Origin of the sequence: Micrococcus sp. Alg238-R198, from assembly GCF_900537135.1 — a bacterium.
Lineage (GTDB): Bacteria > Actinomycetota > Actinomycetes > Actinomycetales > Micrococcaceae > Micrococcus > Micrococcus luteus.
In genome coordinates, this window is record NZ_UNRH01000003.1 from 192426 (window position 1) to 208754 (window position 16329).

Here is a 16329-nt window from a genome sequence, read left to right on the forward strand (position 1 = left end):
TGATCGCGGCGGGCCGTCGTCGGCGCGGCGCCCGGGGGCGCGTCGGCTCAGTCGCGCGTGAGCTTGCGGTGCGTCATGCGGTGCGGGCGGGCGGCCTCGGGGCCGAGCCGATCGACCTTGTTGGCCTCGTAGGACTCGAAGTTGCCCTCATACCAGTACCAGTTGGCCGGGTCCTCCGCGGTGCCCTCGTAGGCCAGCATGTGGGTGGCGACGCGGTCCAGGAACCAGCGGTCGTGGGAGACGACCACCGCGCAGCCCGGGAACTCGAGCAGCGCGTTCTCGAGGGAGGTCAGGGTCTCCACGTCGAGGTCGTTGGTGGGCTCATCGAGGAGCAGCAGGTTGCCGCCCTCCTTGAGGGTCAGGGCCAGGTTCAGGCGGTTGCGCTCACCGCCGGAGAGCACGCCGGCCTTCTTCTGCTGGTCCGGGCCCTTGAAGCCGAACGCGGACACGTAGGCGCGCGAGGGCATCTCGACGTTGCCGACCTTGATGTAGTCCAGGCCGTCCGAGACGACCTCCCACAGCGACTTCTCGGGGTCGATGTTGGAGCGGGACTGGTCCACGTACGAGATCTTCACGGTCTCGCCGATCTTCAGCTCGCCGCCGTCCAGGGGCTCGAGGCCGACGATGGTCTTGAACAGGGTGGTCTTGCCGACGCCGTTCGGGCCGATCACGCCGACGATGCCGTTGCGGGGCAGGGAGAAGGACAGGCCGTCGATGAGGACGCGGTCCCCGAAGCCCTTCTTCAGGTCCTTGGCCTCGATCACGACGGTGCCCAGTCGCGGGCCCGGCGGGATCTGGATCTCCTCGAAGTCCAGCTTGCGGGTCTTCTCGGCCTCGGCCGCCATCTCCTCATAGCGGGCCAGGCGGGCCTTGGACTTCGCCTGGCGGCCCTTCGTGTTGGAGCGGACCCAGTCGAGCTCCTCGGCCAGGCGCTTGGCGAGCTTGGCGTCCTTCTTGCCCTGCACCTCGAGGCGGGCGCGCTTGGTCTCCAGGTAGGTGGAGTAGTTGCCCTCGTACGGGTAGAGGCGGCCGCGGTCGACCTCCGCGATCCACTCAGCGACGTGGTCGAGGAAGTACCGGTCGTGGGTGACGGCGATGACGGCGCCCGGGTAGGAGGCCAGGTGCTGCTCGAGCCACAGCACGGACTCGGCGTCCAGGTGGTTGGTGGGCTCGTCGAGCAGGAGGAGGTCGGGCTTCTCCAACAGCAGCTTGCACAGCGCGACGCGGCGCTTCTCGCCGCCGGAGAGGTTCGTGACCGGCTCGTCCCCCGGGGGCGTGCGCAGGGCGTCCATCGCCTGCTCGAGCTGGGAGTCGATGTCCCACGCGTCCGCGGCGTCGATGGCGGACTGCAGCTCGCCCATCTCCTCCATGAGGGCGTCGAAGTCCGCGTCCGGGTTCGCCATCTCCTCGGAGATCTGGTTGTAGCGCTGGATCTTGCCGTAGATCTCGCCGACGCCCTCCTGGACGTTCTCGAGCACGGTCTTGGACTCGTCCAGCTTGGGCTCCTGCATCAGGATGCCCACCGAGTAGCCGGGAGAGAGCCGCGCCTCGCCGTTCGAGGGCTCGTCCAGCCCGGCCATGATCTTCAGGATCGTCGACTTGCCGGCGCCGTTGGGGCCGACCATGCCGATCTTCGCCCCGGGGTAGAACGACATGGTGACGTCGTCCAGGATCAGTTTGTCGCCCACCTTCTTGCGGGCCTTGACCATCGTGTAGATGAATTCCGCCATGCGGCCCAGGCTAGTCGGTGGCCGCGGGATTCCACTCATCGTGCCGATCCCGCGACCACCGAGCCCGCTCCCCCCTCCGTGCTCCGTGCCGCTTCGTGGTCAGGCGACGCCGGCCGCCGCCGGCTCGCGCTCGGGGGCGCCCGCGTCCGACTCGTCCGGGCCGGGCGAGGCCGGGGCGTCGCCACCCTGGAACCCGTCCGGCAGGCCCGCGCTGAACCCGTCGCCGACCGCGCCGGCCCGTCCGCCCGACGCGTCGTCGCGCGGGGCCGACTCGGGGCGCGGCACGGCCGCGCGCTGGCTGCGCTGGAACGCCGCCGAGCCGAAGCCCAGGTCCAGCCCGACGGCGTCCGCCACCACGTCCACGGACGTGCCGGAGCGATCGCCCGAGGACCAGTCGCGGACCCGGAGTCGACCGGTGACGATCACGGGGTTGCCCTTCTTCACGGACTGGGCGGTGTTCGAGCCGAGCTGGCCGAACGCCGAGATGCTGTACCAGTTGGTGTGGGCGTCCACCCACTCGGCGGTCTCGCGGTCGAAGCGCCGCTCGGTGGTGGCCAGGCGGAAGCCGGTCACGGCGGCCCCCGATGCGGTGTGGCGGGTGGCGGGGTCCGTGGCCACGAAGCCGCGCACGGTGATGAGGTCCTGCATGGTGTGCCTCCTGGGCTGGGCCCCGGTGGGCGCCGGGGCGGGTCGTCGGCGCATCGGCTGATCCGCCATGGCCAGACAACCCCACCGCGGGGCACCCCGGCAGGATCGGGGCCGGTCTGGGGACGCGCGGAGGTCCCCGGGCGACTGTGCAGGAGCCGACGGCGCCGCGGCCGGCGGCCGTTAGACTGACACGGCCCAGCCCCAGTAGCTCAGCTGGACAGAGCAGCGGCCTTCTAATCCGCCGGTCGGGGGTTCGAATCCCTCCTGGGGCACCCAGACCAGGGGCGGAGCCGTCCGAGCACGCCCGACGACCGCCCGAAGGAGACCGTCCTGGACCGTCTGCGCTCCTGGCTCCGCGCCCCGCGACCCGCCGTCCCCGAGGTCCGTGTGACCCGTCGCGAGGGCGTCCAGCTGGCCGCCCTGCTCGTCGCGGCCGCGGTCCTGTACGTGACGCACTCCTTCCTCCGGTACGCCACCTACGAGGCCAAGGGCTACGACCTGGGCATCTTCGACCAGGTGGTGCGGCAGTACGCGCTGTTCAACGCCCCCCTCAGCTCCGTCAAGGGCGTGGACTTCCACATCCTCGGCGACCACTTCCACCCGATCCTCGCGCTGCTGGCGCCCTTCTACTGGGTATGGCCGGACCCCCGCATGCTCGGCGTGGTCATGGCGCTGGCCCTCGCCGCGTCCGCCGTGCCGGTGTACCTGTTCGCCCGTCGTCGCGCGGGACACGGGGTGGCCCTGGCCGCCGTCGCCGCCCTGCTGCTCTCCTGGCCCTTCCAGGCGATGGTGAACTGGGACTTCCACGAGGTCACCCTCGGCGTGCCGATCCTCGCCTGGCTCGTGTGGGCCCTGGACGGGCAGCGGGCGTGGCTCGCCACCGGCCTGGCGGCGCTGCTGCTCACGGTCCGAGAGGACATGGGCGTGACCCTGCTGGCCGTGGCCCTGGTGATGGCGATCCGTCGCTTCTGGCCGCAGGCCGCGGTCACCGCCGTGCTGGGCGTGCTCGGCTACTGGTTCGCCACGTCCGTGGTGATCCCCCACTACTCCCCCACCGGCGCGTTCGGCTACTGGCAGTTCACCGCCCTGGGCCCGGACATGCGCAGTTCGGTCCTGTTCCTGCTGACCCAGCCGTGGAACGCCGTCGCGGTGCTGTTCGACCACCCGCTGAAGGTGGCCCTCTGGCTCCTGCACTTCGTCCCGCTGCTGTTCCTGCCGGTCCTGAGCCCGCTCACGCTGATGGCCCTGCCGATCCTGCTCTCGCGGCTGTTCAACGACCGCCTCAACGTGTGGGCCCCCGTGTACCAGTACGACGCGATCCTCGCCCCGCTGCTGCTCATGGCCGCGCTCGAGGCGGCCCACCGGCTGGCCGGACGCCGGGACACGCTGCGCCGGCTGCCCGCCGTCCTCGTCTCCGCGGCACTGGCCGCCGGTCTGATCGGCACCGCGTTCTTCCCGCAGGTGTACCCGCTGCACCGCACGATCGCCGGCGACATGACGATGACGCAGCACGCCCGCGACCTCGACCACGCGGTCGGGCTGATCCCGGACGGGGTGTGCGTCGAGGCCGCCGACAACGCCGTGCCGCACCTGACGGCCCGCACCCACGTCGGGCTGCACGGGGACATCGGCGACGAGCTGGCCACGTGGATGATCGTGGACACCTCGGTGCCCGAGCTCGGCGGCTGGGACCCCCTCACCCCGGAGCAGGCGCTGGCCCGCGCCGAGCGGCTCGGCTTCGAGCGGGTCTGGTCCGCGGGCGACGTCGTCGTCCTGCACCACCCGGACCGCGCGGTCTCGCCCACCTGCACGACGTACCTCGAACACCGCTGAGCCGCGCCCCACGGCGTCGGCGGACCCGCCCCGCCGTCAGCGGTCCGCGGACCCGCCGAGCGGCTGCAGGCCGCGTCCGGCCGGGGGCAGGAGCAGTCGGTCAGGTGCACCGGTGAAGACGCCGGCGTGTGGGTCCTCCGCCACCCCCGGGGCGATCTCGGGGGCGCCCTGGTCGAGGGCGGTGCGGCGCACCGGGTCACGGGCGGGGTCCAGGACGTCCTTGACCACCGTGGTCATGAGCCACACGAGGGCGACGATGTGCGCCACGATCCCCGAGGCGTACCAGGCGGTGATCCACCAGGCGCCGCCGGCGAACGCCCCGTCCGAGGTGATGCGGGCCGACTCCATCCACACCCCGCCCCAGTGGTAGACCTCCACGGCCTGCCAGATCCAGAACGCGCGCCACCGCGGCGTCGCGAGGACCACGAGCGGGATCAGCCACATCACGAACTGCGGCGAGTACACCTTCCCCCACAGGATGAAGGACGCCACGATCAGGAAGCACAGCTGGGCCATGCGCGGACGGTGCCGCGCCGCGAGGGCGAGGTAGGCGATCCCCGCGCAGCACACCAGGAACAGGCCGTTCTGGAGCGTCGTGAACGTCTCCCCGGACCATCCCGTCCAGGCCAGCGCCAGCCAGGTCGAGGAGAAGGAGACCGCGCGGTCCCCCGAGAACGTGTAGAAGCGGGACCACTGGTCGAACGCCGTCAGCATGAACGGGAGGTTCACGGCGAGCCAGGCCGCCGCCCCGGCCACGGCCGCCTTCACGAACCCGGCCCAGCGGCCCGTGCGCAGCGCCAGCACGAAGATCGCGCCGAAGAAGAACAGCGGGTACAGCTTCGTGGCGGTGCCGAGTCCGATGAGCATGCCGGCGAGGGTCGGACGGCCCGCCGTCCACGCCCACAGGGCCAGGGCGGCCAGCATCACGGCCCACAGGTCCCAGTTGAGCATCGAGGTGAGGATGATCCCCGGGGCCAGGGCCACGAGCAGGGCGTCCCGGGAGCGGCCGCGCGCGGTGTACGCGGTCGCGACGACCAGCACGATCCAGCACAGCACCACGCCGATCGCGTTCACGTCGAAGTAGGTCACGGTGCGCTCGTGCAGGTCGCCGGACGCGGGCACGAACCACATGGTCACACCCGCGACCACGGCCAGCAACGCCGGGTACTCCATCCACTGCTCGGGCGGCAGCGGCGTGTAGAAGGGGAAGTGGCCGTCGGAGAGGCCACGCGTGGGGAACAGCTGGGCGAAGTCCGAATAGCACATGTGCGCGTGCACGCCGGGGGCCGCCCAGCCGTTCACGCGGCACCACTGCTTGGTCAGCACGCCGACGGCGGCAGCCACCACGGTCAGGCCGACGAGCAGGCCGACCCAGCGGGCGCTCGGGCGGGTCGGGGCGGGACTGCGGGGGTGGGAGGTCACGGTCTCTCCTGGGGGATGCGGGTGGACGAGGAGGCGGAGTGCGAGGCGGTCGACGGCGGCCCGTCGGGCGGTGCGTCCGGCGGCACGCCCGCCTCCGGAGGCGTCGACGACGCCGCCTCGGCCCGCGGCTCGACCACCTCCAGGGGAGGACGCCGCCGCCCGGGGAACAGGGGCGCGGTGACGGGATCGCGGTGGATGATCCATCCGATCCCCGCGAGCATCAGGACGAGGGTGAACACGCGGACGGCCAGGACCGGCAGCCACTGTGCCACCGAGAGCTGGTCCACCACGCCGACGCCGGTGAGCAGCAGCACCGCGAGCGCGGTGACCCACCCGAGCCAGCGGGGATGGTCGGCGCCCCACGGCAGCGGGCGGAGGGCGCACGCCAGCAGCGGCAGGACCCAGAGCAGGTACCACGGCTGGATGATCGGGGCGGTGGCGACGGCCACCACGAGCACGGCCGCCGCGCTGAACACCGGGTCCAGGGGGCGGCGGCGCAGGGCCAGCCACGCCGTGAAGCCGAGGGCCGCCACCGTCATCACGGTGTAGAAGGCCGCGGCCACGTCGCGCGCCCCCAGGGGCGTCACGGCTTCGACGACCGCGCCGAGCAGCAGGCCGAGCAGGCCCACGGGGGCGTACGGGAACGCCGCGTCCCCGCTCGTGAGCATGGCCGGCACCCAGCCGAACCAGAGGCCGGAGCCGGCGCCGAGGATCGTGAGGACGGCCAGGGAGATCACCGCCGTCGTGAACCACGGGCCGAGCCGGTCCCGCCGGCGCAGGCGCGGATCAGCCGCGCGGAACCGGGCCCAGCCGGTGGGCAGGAGCAGGGCCACGAAGGGCAGCACCAAAGCTGTCAGGGGCTTGATCGCGACGGACAGGGCGATCAGCACGATCCCCCACAGCGCATGCACGCGGCGGCGGGGCGGGCGGACCATGAGCAGGATGCCCGCGAGCATCAGCCCCGACATCAGCGCGTCATTGTGCGCGCCGGCGATCATGTAGAGCAGGAACAACGGGTTCGCCACGGCCACCCACGTGGCCCACGGCCCGCACCGGCCCGCGACGGCGGCCAGCCGCGGCACCGCCCACAGGCACAGTGCCAGGCCCGCCAGGGCGAGGAGGCGGAACGCCGTGACGGACAGTTCGATGCTGCCGCCCGTGGCCCGCCACGTCGTCTCGGCGAACAGCAGGAACAGCGGCCCGTAGGGGGAGGGGGACTCGGCCCAGATGGAGTCCGCCCCCTGCATGAACCACCCGGGCAGGGCGGACACGCCCTGGGAGTACGGGTCGAGACCCGACGCGAGGAGCCGGCCCTGCTGGAGGTAGGAGAACACATCGCGGGAGAAGATCGGCAGCGCGAGCATCAGCGGGGCGGACCACCACCAGGCGGCGTGGGCCACCAGCCGGCCGTGCTCCTCCCAGCGGCCCCGCAGCGCGCGGCCCAGCTCGAGCCAGGATCGGACGAGGAGCAGCGAGCCGGCGGCCAGCAGCACGGTGCTGAGCAGCACGCCGGGAAGGTAGACCCGCAGCGGGTTGAGCAGGGTGGTCCCGGAGAACACCGAGTCGGGCGTCATCGGCAGCCATCCCACGCCCCAGGAGCCCACCGTGATGAGCACGGACGCCCACGTGCCCCGGCGGACGGCCGCCTCCGGCTCGGGCTGCGCCGCCACGCGGCTCGGACGGGGCCGTCGGGCGCCGGTCGTCGCGGAGGCGGCGGGCCTCACTCCCCCGGCTCCACGGGTCGAGGGGCGCCGCGGAGCCGGGCCAGGCCGGCGCGTACGGCGGGGCGCACGTGCCAGTGGTCCTTCACGAACCGGCTGGTGCGGCGGTCCACGACGAGGATCCACAGCAGACACACGGCGGAGACGATCAGGGACACGGCCTTGACCTGGTCCGCGATGTCCAGGAACTGCCAGGTGAAGAGCTGGTCCGACGCGCCGAACGCCAGGAAGTAGCCGACCGTGAACACGACCCACTTGATCTGCCAGTTGTCCCGGATGCCGATCACGGCGAAGAACGGGAGCAGCCACAGCAGGTACCAGGGCTGGATGATGGGCGAGAGGATCACCAGCGCGGTGAACGCCCAGGTCATGCGCGTCATCACGCGGTCCTGGCGGCCGAGGAACATCAGGGCCAGCACGATGAGCACCGAGAGCACGCGTCCGGCGGTCTTGTACACCCCCTCGACGGCCTGCACGTCCGCCCCCTGCCCGAGGAGCTCGCTCGCCCCCACCGTGATGAGGGACAGCATGCCGATCGGCCCCCACGGCACGGTGCCCGTGCCCGTGCCGACCATCACGGCCACCCAGCCGAAGCCGAAGCCGTTGAGCACGCCCACCAGGGCCATGAGGCCGAAGGAGATCCCGGCGGTGAGGGCCCAGAAGGCGAACCGGCGCGGCCATCGGGCCGTCGGGCCGGCCCACAGCAGGCCGATGAACGGGAGCAGCACGAGGGTGATGGGCTTGATGCCCAGGGACAGGGTGACCAGCACGACGCCGGCCACCCCCCACGCGACGGACTGCCCGGGTCGCTGGGGGCGGAGCGGATGTCCGGCGCGCAGCGCGCACCACGTGCCGGCCAGGGCGAGGCCGACCATGAGGGCGTCGTTGTGCCCGGACGCGACGAAGCTGATGGTGAAGAGCGGGTTGGCGGCGCTGATCCACTGCGCCCACGCACCGTTGACGCCCAGCCGGCGGGCGAGCAGCGGCACGAAGACCATGATCAGCGCGACGCCGGCCACCGCCACCAGGCGGAACAGGAAGATCGCCAGGTCCGGGTTCATGTCCCCCGAGATCGCGACGACGGCCTGCTCGATCCACAGGAAGATCGGACCGTACGGGGTCTCGGAGTCCGCCCAGGTCGCGTCCGCTCCGAGCTGGAACCAGTTGGACAGCGAGGAGATCGTGTCCACGTAGGGGTCCTGCCCCGCCACCATGAGACGGCCCTGCCCCACGTAGGCGAAGATGTCCCGGCTGAAGATCGGCAGTGCCACGACCTGGGGCAGGCACCACAGGACGGTGGCGAGGTTGACCGTGCGCAAAGCGCCGCGGCCGAAGGGGCGGATCGTCTGGCCCAGCCGCAGCCAGGCCCAGAACATCACCCAGCAGCCGAGGGTGAGGAGCACCGTGCCGGCCAGCACGCCGGTCTCCTGGGTGCGCCACGGGATCAGCCACTGCCAGCGGTTGATCGGGGAGGCCGAGGCCAGCCAGCCGACGGAGTACGAGCCCACCACCAGGAGGAGGGAGCCGAGGGTCCCCACCAGGATGGGCCACCAGTCCGCACCGGCGACCTGGGGGTCCGCGCGGAGGCCGCCGACGCCGACGTACTCCGGCCGGTGGGCCGTGGACCCGGACGGACGCGGGGTCGACACGCTCATGCGACGGGTCCTTCCGTGCGGTCCTGCGTGGGCGCGCGAGGGCGCGGCTCGCTCGAATCTACCATCGTGACACGCGAGTAGCCTGGGGGCATGAGCGAGACGAGCACCCCCGCGCCGGAGAGCGCCCCCCTGGTCTGGATCGACTGCGAGATGACCGGCCTGCACCCCCAGGTCGACGAGCTCGTCGAGGTGGCGGTGCTCATCACGGACGCCGAGCTGAACATCCTGGACGAGGGCATCGACCTGGTGATCCGTCCCTCCGCGGCCGCCCTCGAGCAGATGGACCCGTTCGTCCGGGACATGCACACCACCTCGGGCCTCCTGCCGGAGCTCGCGGAGGGCCTCGAGCTCGACGACGCCGCCGCGCGCGTCCTCGAGTACATCGCCGCCCGCGTGCCCGCCGGCAAGGGCCTGCTGGCCGGCAACACGGTGGGCCAGGACAAGCTGTTCCTCGCCCGCTACATGCCCGCCGTCGTCGACCACCTGCACTACCGGATCGTGGACGTGTCCACCGTGAAGGAGCTGGCCCGGCGCTGGTACCCGCGCGCCTACTACCAGGCCCCCGCCAAGACCGGCGGCCACCGCGCCCTCGGGGACATCAAGGACTCCATCACCGAGCTGCGCTACTACCGGGCCGCCGTCATGGCCCCCGCCCCCGGCCCCACCACGGAGGAGGCCCGCGCCATCGCGGAGGTGGTGTCCGGGGCGCAGGCCTGAGCAGGCACTCCCGGCCCCACTGCCCCGATTCGGCGCTGCGCGGGATCTCGTGTACTGTGGACCCCGCTGCGCCGCGCGGATCCGTCCGTGTGAAGCAGACATGGTGGGCGTAGCTCAGTCGGCAGAGCGTCTGGTTGTGGTCCAGAAGGTCGCGGGTTCAATCCCCGTCGCTCACCCCACTCGAAGCCCCCGGAATCCTTACTGGTTCCGGGGGCTTCTTCGTGTGCTCCCCGAGCGGGCCGCGCTCCCCCTGCGCCCGCAGCTGCGGGATCGTGGTGCCAGCCGAGTCCCGCGTGGCCGCGGCGAGCGAGTCGGCCGCCGGACCGGTGAGGCCGGCGTCGTCCAGGGCCGCGGGCAGCGTGGCGGCGAGGGCGATGGACAGGGTGGCCCCGGCGAACGCGGTGCCCAGCGCTGAGCCGATCTGCCGGACCGTGCTCTGCGTCGCGGCGCCCTGACCCGAGATCTGCACGGGGATGTCCTGGAGCACCATGTCCGTCAGCTGCGCCGAGGCCAGGCCGAGCCCGAGGCCGTACACGACGAGGGGCACGGCGACGAGCCAACCCGAGGTGTCCGGGCCCAGGAGCAGGGCGAGCGCCACGACCCCGGCCACCTCCAGGCCCAGCCCGATCAGCACGGTGCCCGGGGCGCCGAACCGGGCCGCCAGGTGACGGGCCGCGGCGTCCGAGAGGAACGCGCCTGCGGCCATCGCGGCCAGGACCAGGCCCGCCCCCATCACGTCCAGGCCGAGCGGCGCACCTTCTCGCGGTGTCGCTCCAACCCTTCGAACAGCGCGAGGGCGAGCGCCGCGACCGCGAGCGCGACGGGGACGACGCCGCCGGGCATCAACCGCTCGACGGATCCCCGGTCCGCTGCCGGGCGTAGAGTCGGCCGGTGAGGGCGTCGACCCGACGCCGCACCCCCGCCGACGAGGAGGCCAGCCCATGTCCGTCGTGAAGATCAACGCCATCAGCGTCCCCGAGGGCGCCGGCCCGGAACTCGAGAAGCGGTTCGCCGCCCGCAAGCACGCGGTGGACCAGGAGCCGGGCTTCGAGGGCTTCCAGCTGCTCCGGCCCACCGCGGGCGAGGACCGCTACTTCGTGGTCACGACGTGGGCGTCGGAGGAGGACTTCCAGCGCTGGCGGGACGGGCGCATGCCCGCCGCTCACGCCGCCGAGCAGGGCGGCCGCCCGGCGCCGGTCGCCACGGGCGCCGACCTGCTCGAGTTCGAGGTCGTGGACCTGGGCTGACCCGGGCGCCGCAGCAGGCGCATCGCGTTCACGATGACCAGCAGCACGGACGCCTCGTGCACGAGCATGCCGACGGCCATCGTGACGCCGCCGGCGAAGACGCCGGCCAGCAGGGCCACGACGGTCACGAGGGAGATCGCGATGTTCTGCCGCATCACCCGCACCGTGCGCCGGGCCAGATCGAGCGCCTGCGGCAGCCGCTCGAGCCGGTCGCCCATCAGGGCGATGTCCGCGGTCTCGATGGCCACACCGGAGCCGGCCGCGCCCATGGCCACGCCGATGTCCGCCGTCGCCAGGGCCGGGGCGTCGTTGACGCCGTCACCGACCATCGCGACGACGCGGCCCTCGGCCTGCAGGGCCTCGATCGCCTCGAGCTTGTCCTGAGGCAGCAGGCCCGCCCGTACGTCGTCGACGCCCACCTGCCGGGCCACGGCCTGCGCGACGCCGGGCTGGTCGCCGGTCAGCATCACGACCTCGCGGACGCCGATCCCGTGCAGCGCCCGGATCATGCCCGCGGCCTCGGACCGGAGGGTGTCTGCGATGGCGAGGACGCCGAGCGGGATGCCGTCGACGACGACCGCCACCGGGGTCCGGCCCGCCTCCGCGAGCTCGGCCGCGACGGTCTCGACCCGGTCGGTCGCGGCCGGATCCACGCCGCGCTCGCGCAGCATCGCCACGTTGCCCACGGCGACGACACGGCCGTCCACCTCTCCGGTGAGCCCGCGGCCGAGGACGACGTCCACATCGGTGGCCAGCGGGCCGTCCAGCAGGCCGCGGTCCCGGCCCGCCGCGACGACCGGTGCGGCCAGCGGGTGGTCCGAGGCCGCCTCGAGCCGTGCGGCCCAGCGCAGCACCTCGTCCTCGGCCCCGGGCTCGAACGCGACGACGTCTATCAGCTCGGGGGTGCCCGAGGTGAGGGTGCCGGTCTTGTCGACGGCGACGGCGTCGACCTTCGCGGAGCGCTCGAGGAACTCCCCTCCCTTGATGAGCACGCCGTCCTTGGCGCCGCGGCCGATCCCCGCCACGATCGCGACCGGGATGGAGATCACGAGGGCGCCCGGGCAGCCGATGACCAGCAGGGTCAGGGCCAGGGGGGCGTCCCGCGTGATCAGACCGGTCGCGAAGGCCAGCACCATGATCGCCGGGGTGTACCAGCGGGAGAAGCGGTCCATGAACCGCTGGGTCCGAGCGCGGGCCTCCTGCGCCGCCTCGACGCGGTGGATGATGCGCGCCAGCGTGGTGTCGGCGCCCACGCCCCGCGCCTCCACCTGCAGCAGGCCTGCCGTGGCCACGGTGCCCGCGTACACGGCGTCGCCGTCGGTCTTCTCCGCCGGGATGGACTCGCCCGTGATGGATGCCTCGTCCACGGCGCCGACCCCGGTGAGCACCACGCCGTCCACGGGCACCCGGGCGCCGGCCTTGACGAGGACGGTCGCGCCGGGGGCCACCTCGTGGGCGGGCACGGTGCGCTGGGTCCCGTCTGCGTCCACGACGACGGCGGTCTCGGGCGCCGTGGAGACGAGGTCCGCGAGCGCCGAGCGAGTCTGAGACAGGGTTGCGTCCTCGAGGGCGTGGCCGAGGGCGAAGAGGAAGGTCACGGCGGCGGCCTCCCAGAAATTGCCGAGCAGGGACGCGCCGATCGCGGCGGTGGCGACGAGCAGGTCGATGCCGACGGTCTTCACCCGCAGGGCGGCGATCGCGTCGCGCGCGATCGGCAGGCCGGCCACGACGGCGGCGGCGAGCATCAGGCCCGCCGCCACGAGGTGTCCGGTCCCGTGGGCCAGCTGCTCGGGCGCCAGCACGAGTGAGACGGCGATCAGCAGGCCGGCCACCACGGGGCGCCGCCAGCGGCGGGACAACGTGAGCCGGGCACGGGTGCGGTCCGGACGTGTGACGGCGGGGGTGGGCATGGCGGGCTCCGTTCGTCGGGGGCGGGCGGGGTCAGAAGGCCGACGGCCGGGCGGTGTAGCCGACCTTGGCGACGGCCTCGACGAGGTCCTGGGCAGTGGTGGTCTGCGGGTCGTGGTCGACCTCGATGCGCTGGGTCTCGAAGTGGACCTGCGCGCCGGTCACGCCGGGCAGGGCGTCGAGGGCCTTCTCGATCTTCCGGACGCACGAGGGGCAGCTGAAGCCCTCGGCGCGGAGCAGGGTGTGCGTGGTGGCGGTCATGGTCACTCCTGTGGGTCGTCACCGGCGCGGCCGCCGATGAGGCTGAGCGGACGGGCGGGTGCCCGGTCCGATCCCCGTCCTCCGGGGATGTCACTGACGCTACGAAGGGGACGGCGGGTACGCCTTGACCGCGGTCAAGCCGCCGTGTGGGAGGCTGATGGCGTGCGTATCGACCTGCCCCTCATCCCCGTGGATGAACCAGAGCCGTGCGCGGCCCGGGTCCCGCTGTTCACCGGGCTGGATCTGGAGCAGCTGCGCCGGGTCTCCGCCCTGGCGCGGCCGCTCGTGCTCGAGGCCGGCGATGCCCTGCACCTGGCCGGTGACCGCACGGACCGCCTGTGCGTCGTGCACAGCGGCCGCCTGGCGCTGACGCTCGGCTCAGCGACCGGCCGGGAACGCGTGGTGCGGATGGTCGAGCCCGGGGACTCCGTGGGCGAGCACGAGTTCCTCACGGGCGAGCCGGCCCGGCACGGGGCGCGCGCCGTGGCCGCGACCCGCCTGTGCACCTTCTCCCACGCCGAGGTCGCCCGACTCCTGGCCGAGCATCCGGGCATCGGGGGACGCGTGATGCGGACGCTGGCCGTCCGCCTGGCCGAGGCTGAACAACGGCTGGCATGGGAGCGTCAGCCTGTCACCGCGCGGATCGCCGGACATCTGCTCGGCCTGCCGGCCCTCCGGGACGAGGCCGACCTCGTCGTGGTGCTGGCCGCGCCGAAGAAGGACGTCGCCTCGCTGCTGGGCACCACCCCCGAGGCGTTCAGCCGCGGGCTGCGCCGCCTCGCCGACGACGGCCTGATCGCCATCGAGGGCCCGCGAGTGACGCTGCTGGACCCGGAGGCGCTGGAGGCCCTTGCCGCGGAATGACCGCCGTCGTCGTGGTGTCGCCGGCGGTAGGCTGGGGACTCCCCCGTCCCCCTACCCACGCAGGCCCGCAGCCCGGGCCGGGAAGCGCAGCGCCATGGCCTCCATCCGTCCCATCACCGTCTACGGCGAGCCCGTGCTGCACAGGCGCGCGGCCGAGGTGGAGGTGATCGACGACGAGATCCGCGAGCTGATCGAGGACATGTACGTCACGCAGGACGCCGCGCACGGCGTGGGCCTGGCCGCCCCGCAGGTCGGGGTCGGGCTGCGGATCTTCACGTGGACGTTCCCGGACTCCGGCGACGCGCTGAACGTGGGCCACGTGATCAACCCGGTGCTGACCCACCTGGACAAGGCGCCGCGGGAGGAGCCGCACCCGGACGAGCACACCGAGGGCTGCCTCTCGGTGCCCGGGCTCGGCTTCCCCCTGCAGCGCCCGACCCGCGTGCGCCTGTCCGGCCAGCGCGTGGACGGGGAGATGTTCGAGTTCGAGGCCGAGGGCTGGTTCGCGCGCATCATGCAGCACGAGTACGACCACCTCAACGGCACCCTCTACGTGAACCGGCTCGAGGGCAAGTGGCAGCGGCGCTGGAAGCGCGCGCAGCGGGCCGAGCGTCTGAACGTGCCCGGTGTGACGTGGCTGCCCGGCACGGACGAGGACCCCTTCGGCCACGACGCCGACGACCACGAAGACCACGAGCACGGCCCCGACGGCGACCACGGGCCCAAGGAGGACTGAGCCTCGGCTCGACGTCCGACCCGGTCGGCACACGACGACGGCCCGTCCCCTCCGCGGGGACGGGCCGTCGGTCGTCGGCGGGTCAGGCCTGCGGGAAGGCGGGGACCTGCTGGCCCGCCATCTTCTCCACCACGCGGATCACCTGATGCGAGTAGCCGTACTCGTTGTCGTACCAGACGTAGAGGATGGCGTTCTTGCCGTCGTTGTTCACGAGGGTCGCCAGGCCGTCCACGACGCCGGCGCGGTCCGAGCCGACGAAGTCGGTGGACACGACCTCCGGGGAGTCCACGTAGCCGACCTGGCCGCGCAGGGGGCCGGTGAGGGACTCCTGCTTCAGGCGGGCGTTGAGCTCCTCCACCGAGGTGGGCGTGGTCAGCTCCAGGTTCAGGATGGCCATGGACACGTCCGGGGTGGGGACGCGGATGGCGTTGCCGGAGAGCTTGCCCTTGAGCTCGGGCAGGGCCTTGGCCACGGCCTTGGCGGCGCCGGTCTCGGTGAGGACCATGTTCATGCCGGCGGCACGGCCACGACGGGCGCCCTTGTGGAAGTTGTCCACGAGGTTCTGGTCGTTAGTGTAGGCGTGCACGGTCTCCACGTGGCCGTGGTCGATGCCGTAGTCGTCCTGGATGACCTTGAGCACCGGGGTGATCCCGTTGGTGGTGCAGGAGGCCGCCGAGATGATGGTGTCCTGGGGCGTGATGTCGTCCGAGTTCACGCCGTACACGATGTTCTTCATCTCGCCCTTGCCCGGGGCGGTCAGCAGGACCTTCGCGGCGCCCTTGGCCTGCAGGTGCTGGGACAGACCCTCGTCGTCGCGCCAGCGTCCGGTGTTGTCGACGACCAGCGCGTCCTTGATGCCGTAGGAGGTGTAGTCCACCGTGGTCGGGTCGTTCGAATAGATGACCTGGATCTCAGTGCCGTTGGCGGTGATCACGTCGCGGTCCTCGTCCACCACGATCGTCCCGTCGAACGGGCCGTGGATCGAGTCGCGGCGCAGCAGGGAGGCGCGCTTGATCAGGTCGTCCTCCGAGTTCTTGCGCACGACGACGGCACGCAGGCGCAGCTTGGAGCCACCGCCGGCATGGTCGAGGAGGATGCGGGCCAGCAGGCGGCCGATGCGACCGAAGCCGTAGAGCACGACGTCCTGGGTCTCGCCCAGGCCCTCACCGGCCTTGCCCTTGACCTCGGCGAGCTCGGCGTCCAGGAAGGCCTGGACGTCCTGGCCCGAGGCCTTCTGCTTGGCGGCCAGCTCGGCCAGGTCGACGGTGGCGGCGCCCAGGTCCATCGCAGCCATGGCCTCGACCAGGGGGTAGGTGGACTCGACGCTCAGCGGGGCCTCCTGCACGCGGCGGGCGTAGCGGTGGGCCTTGATGATGTCGATCACGCCGCGGTTCACGAGGGAGCGCCCGTAGATCGAGGTGACCACGTTGTGCTCGCGGTACAGGGTGCCCAGCAGGGGGACCATCTTCTCCGCGAGCTTCTGCTGCGTGTTCCACTCGGGGGTCTGGGTCGAGGCGGTGTCTGCCACGGGAGTCCTTCCTTGAAACCTGGCGGGGCCGTCCTGGGCAGGCCCCATCCCCCGACCTC

General features: G+C 72.5%; 13 protein-coding genes, 2 tRNA genes and 1 pseudogene. 7 read left to right on the forward strand and 9 right to left on the reverse strand.

The genetic code is table 11. From position 1 onward, the window contains the following. Positions 1–47 precede the first annotated feature (47 nt). Together ettA and ssb are read right to left on the reverse strand one after the other, a co-directional pair. Positions 48–1730: an energy-dependent translational throttle protein EttA gene (ettA, locus tag G6R13_RS04495; protein WP_036341629.1), complete on the reverse strand. Its 1683-nt coding sequence runs from the start codon at positions 1728–1730 to the stop codon at positions 48–50. A gap of 99 nt (positions 1731–1829) precedes the next feature. After that, on the reverse strand, positions 1830–2378 hold the full coding sequence (ssb, locus tag G6R13_RS04500; RefSeq protein ID WP_036316845.1) for a single-stranded DNA-binding protein: 549 nt from the start codon (positions 2376–2378) through the stop codon (positions 1830–1832). Between the two features lie 198 nt (positions 2379–2576). On the opposite strand from ssb, the gene G6R13_RS04505 reads away from it, so the two are divergent. Continuing rightward, positions 2577–2650, forward strand: a tRNA-Arg gene (locus G6R13_RS04505). A 115-nt stretch (positions 2651–2765) separates the two neighbouring features. Then, positions 2766–4211, forward strand: coding sequence for a DUF2079 domain-containing protein (locus tag G6R13_RS04510; RefSeq protein WP_036316975.1), 1446 nt, complete (start codon positions 2766–2768; stop codon positions 4209–4211). A 36-nt stretch (positions 4212–4247) separates the two neighbouring features. Here G6R13_RS04510 and G6R13_RS04515 read toward each other — a convergent pair whose 3' ends face one another. From G6R13_RS04515 to mptB (G6R13_RS04525), 3 genes are read right to left on the reverse strand one after another with little or no spacing between them, the layout of a single operon-like run. Further along, on the reverse strand, positions 4248–5633 hold the full coding sequence (locus G6R13_RS04515; protein WP_101965509.1) for a glycosyltransferase 87 family protein: 1386 nt from the start codon (positions 5631–5633) through the stop codon (positions 4248–4250). Then, positions 5630–7303, reverse strand: a complete 1674-nt coding sequence (gene mptB, locus G6R13_RS04520; protein WP_083325332.1) for a polyprenol phosphomannose-dependent alpha 1,6 mannosyltransferase MptB — start codon at positions 7301–7303, stop codon at positions 5630–5632. Before mptB (G6R13_RS04520) ends, G6R13_RS04515 begins: the two co-directional genes overlap by 4 nt. Before the next feature lie 50 nt (positions 7304–7353). Continuing rightward, positions 7354–9009 (reverse strand): polyprenol phosphomannose-dependent alpha 1,6 mannosyltransferase MptB, encoded by a 1656-nt coding sequence (gene mptB / locus G6R13_RS04525; RefSeq protein WP_036316838.1) that lies wholly within the window; start codon positions 9007–9009, stop codon positions 7354–7356. A 90-nt stretch (positions 9010–9099) separates the two neighbouring features. Here mptB (G6R13_RS04525) and orn point away from each other — a divergent pair, with 90 nt between their 5' ends. Both orn and G6R13_RS04535 read left to right on the forward strand, forming a co-directional pair. Next, complete coding sequence (gene orn / locus G6R13_RS04530; RefSeq protein ID WP_002857127.1) at positions 9100–9726, forward strand: oligoribonuclease; 627 nt, start codon at positions 9100–9102, stop codon at positions 9724–9726. A 103-nt stretch (positions 9727–9829) separates the two neighbouring features. Continuing rightward, positions 9830–9905, forward strand: a tRNA-His gene (locus tag G6R13_RS04535). Between the two features lie 68 nt (positions 9906–9973). Here G6R13_RS04535 and G6R13_RS04540 read toward each other — a convergent pair. Continuing rightward, positions 9974–10557, reverse strand: a pseudogene (locus G6R13_RS04540) (MFS transporter); the annotation flags it as partial. Positions 10558–10667: 110 nt separating this feature from the next. On the opposite strand from G6R13_RS04540, the gene G6R13_RS04545 reads away from it, so the two are divergent. Further along, the gene (locus tag G6R13_RS04545) at positions 10668–10973 is read left to right on the forward strand and encodes an antibiotic biosynthesis monooxygenase (protein WP_010078879.1); all 306 of its coding nucleotides are present in this window, start codon (positions 10668–10670) and stop codon (positions 10971–10973) included. On the opposite strand, the gene G6R13_RS04550 is transcribed toward G6R13_RS04545, so the two are convergent. Both G6R13_RS04550 and G6R13_RS04555 read right to left on the reverse strand, forming a co-directional pair. Continuing rightward, positions 10889–12808 carry a cation-translocating P-type ATPase gene (locus G6R13_RS04550; RefSeq protein ID WP_159833705.1) on the reverse strand — a complete coding sequence of 640 codons (1920 nt, stop codon included), beginning with the start codon at positions 12806–12808 and terminating at the stop codon, positions 10889–10891. The two genes, G6R13_RS04545 and G6R13_RS04550, sit on opposite strands and share 85 nt — an antisense overlap. Positions 12809–12914: 106 nt before the next feature. Beyond that, a complete protein-coding gene (locus tag G6R13_RS04555) occupies positions 12915–13142 on the reverse strand; it encodes a heavy metal-associated domain-containing protein (RefSeq protein ID WP_010078881.1) in 228 nt (75 codons plus the stop codon). A 162-nt stretch (positions 13143–13304) separates the two neighbouring features. On the opposite strand from G6R13_RS04555, the gene G6R13_RS04560 reads away from it, so the two are divergent. After that, positions 13305–14006 carry a Crp/Fnr family transcriptional regulator gene (locus G6R13_RS04560; RefSeq protein WP_236557137.1) on the forward strand — a complete coding sequence of 234 codons (702 nt, stop codon included), beginning with the start codon at positions 13305–13307 and terminating at the stop codon, positions 14004–14006. Between the two features lie 94 nt (positions 14007–14100). Further along, a complete protein-coding gene (gene def / locus G6R13_RS04565; protein WP_159833095.1) occupies positions 14101–14742 on the forward strand; it encodes a peptide deformylase in 642 nt (213 codons plus the stop codon). A gap of 82 nt (positions 14743–14824) precedes the next feature. On the opposite strand, the gene G6R13_RS04570 is transcribed toward def, so the two are convergent. Beyond that, complete coding sequence (locus G6R13_RS04570; protein ID WP_159833093.1) at positions 14825–16270, reverse strand: glyceraldehyde-3-phosphate dehydrogenase; 1446 nt, start codon at positions 16268–16270, stop codon at positions 14825–14827. Between the last annotated feature and the right edge of the window lie 59 nt (positions 16271–16329).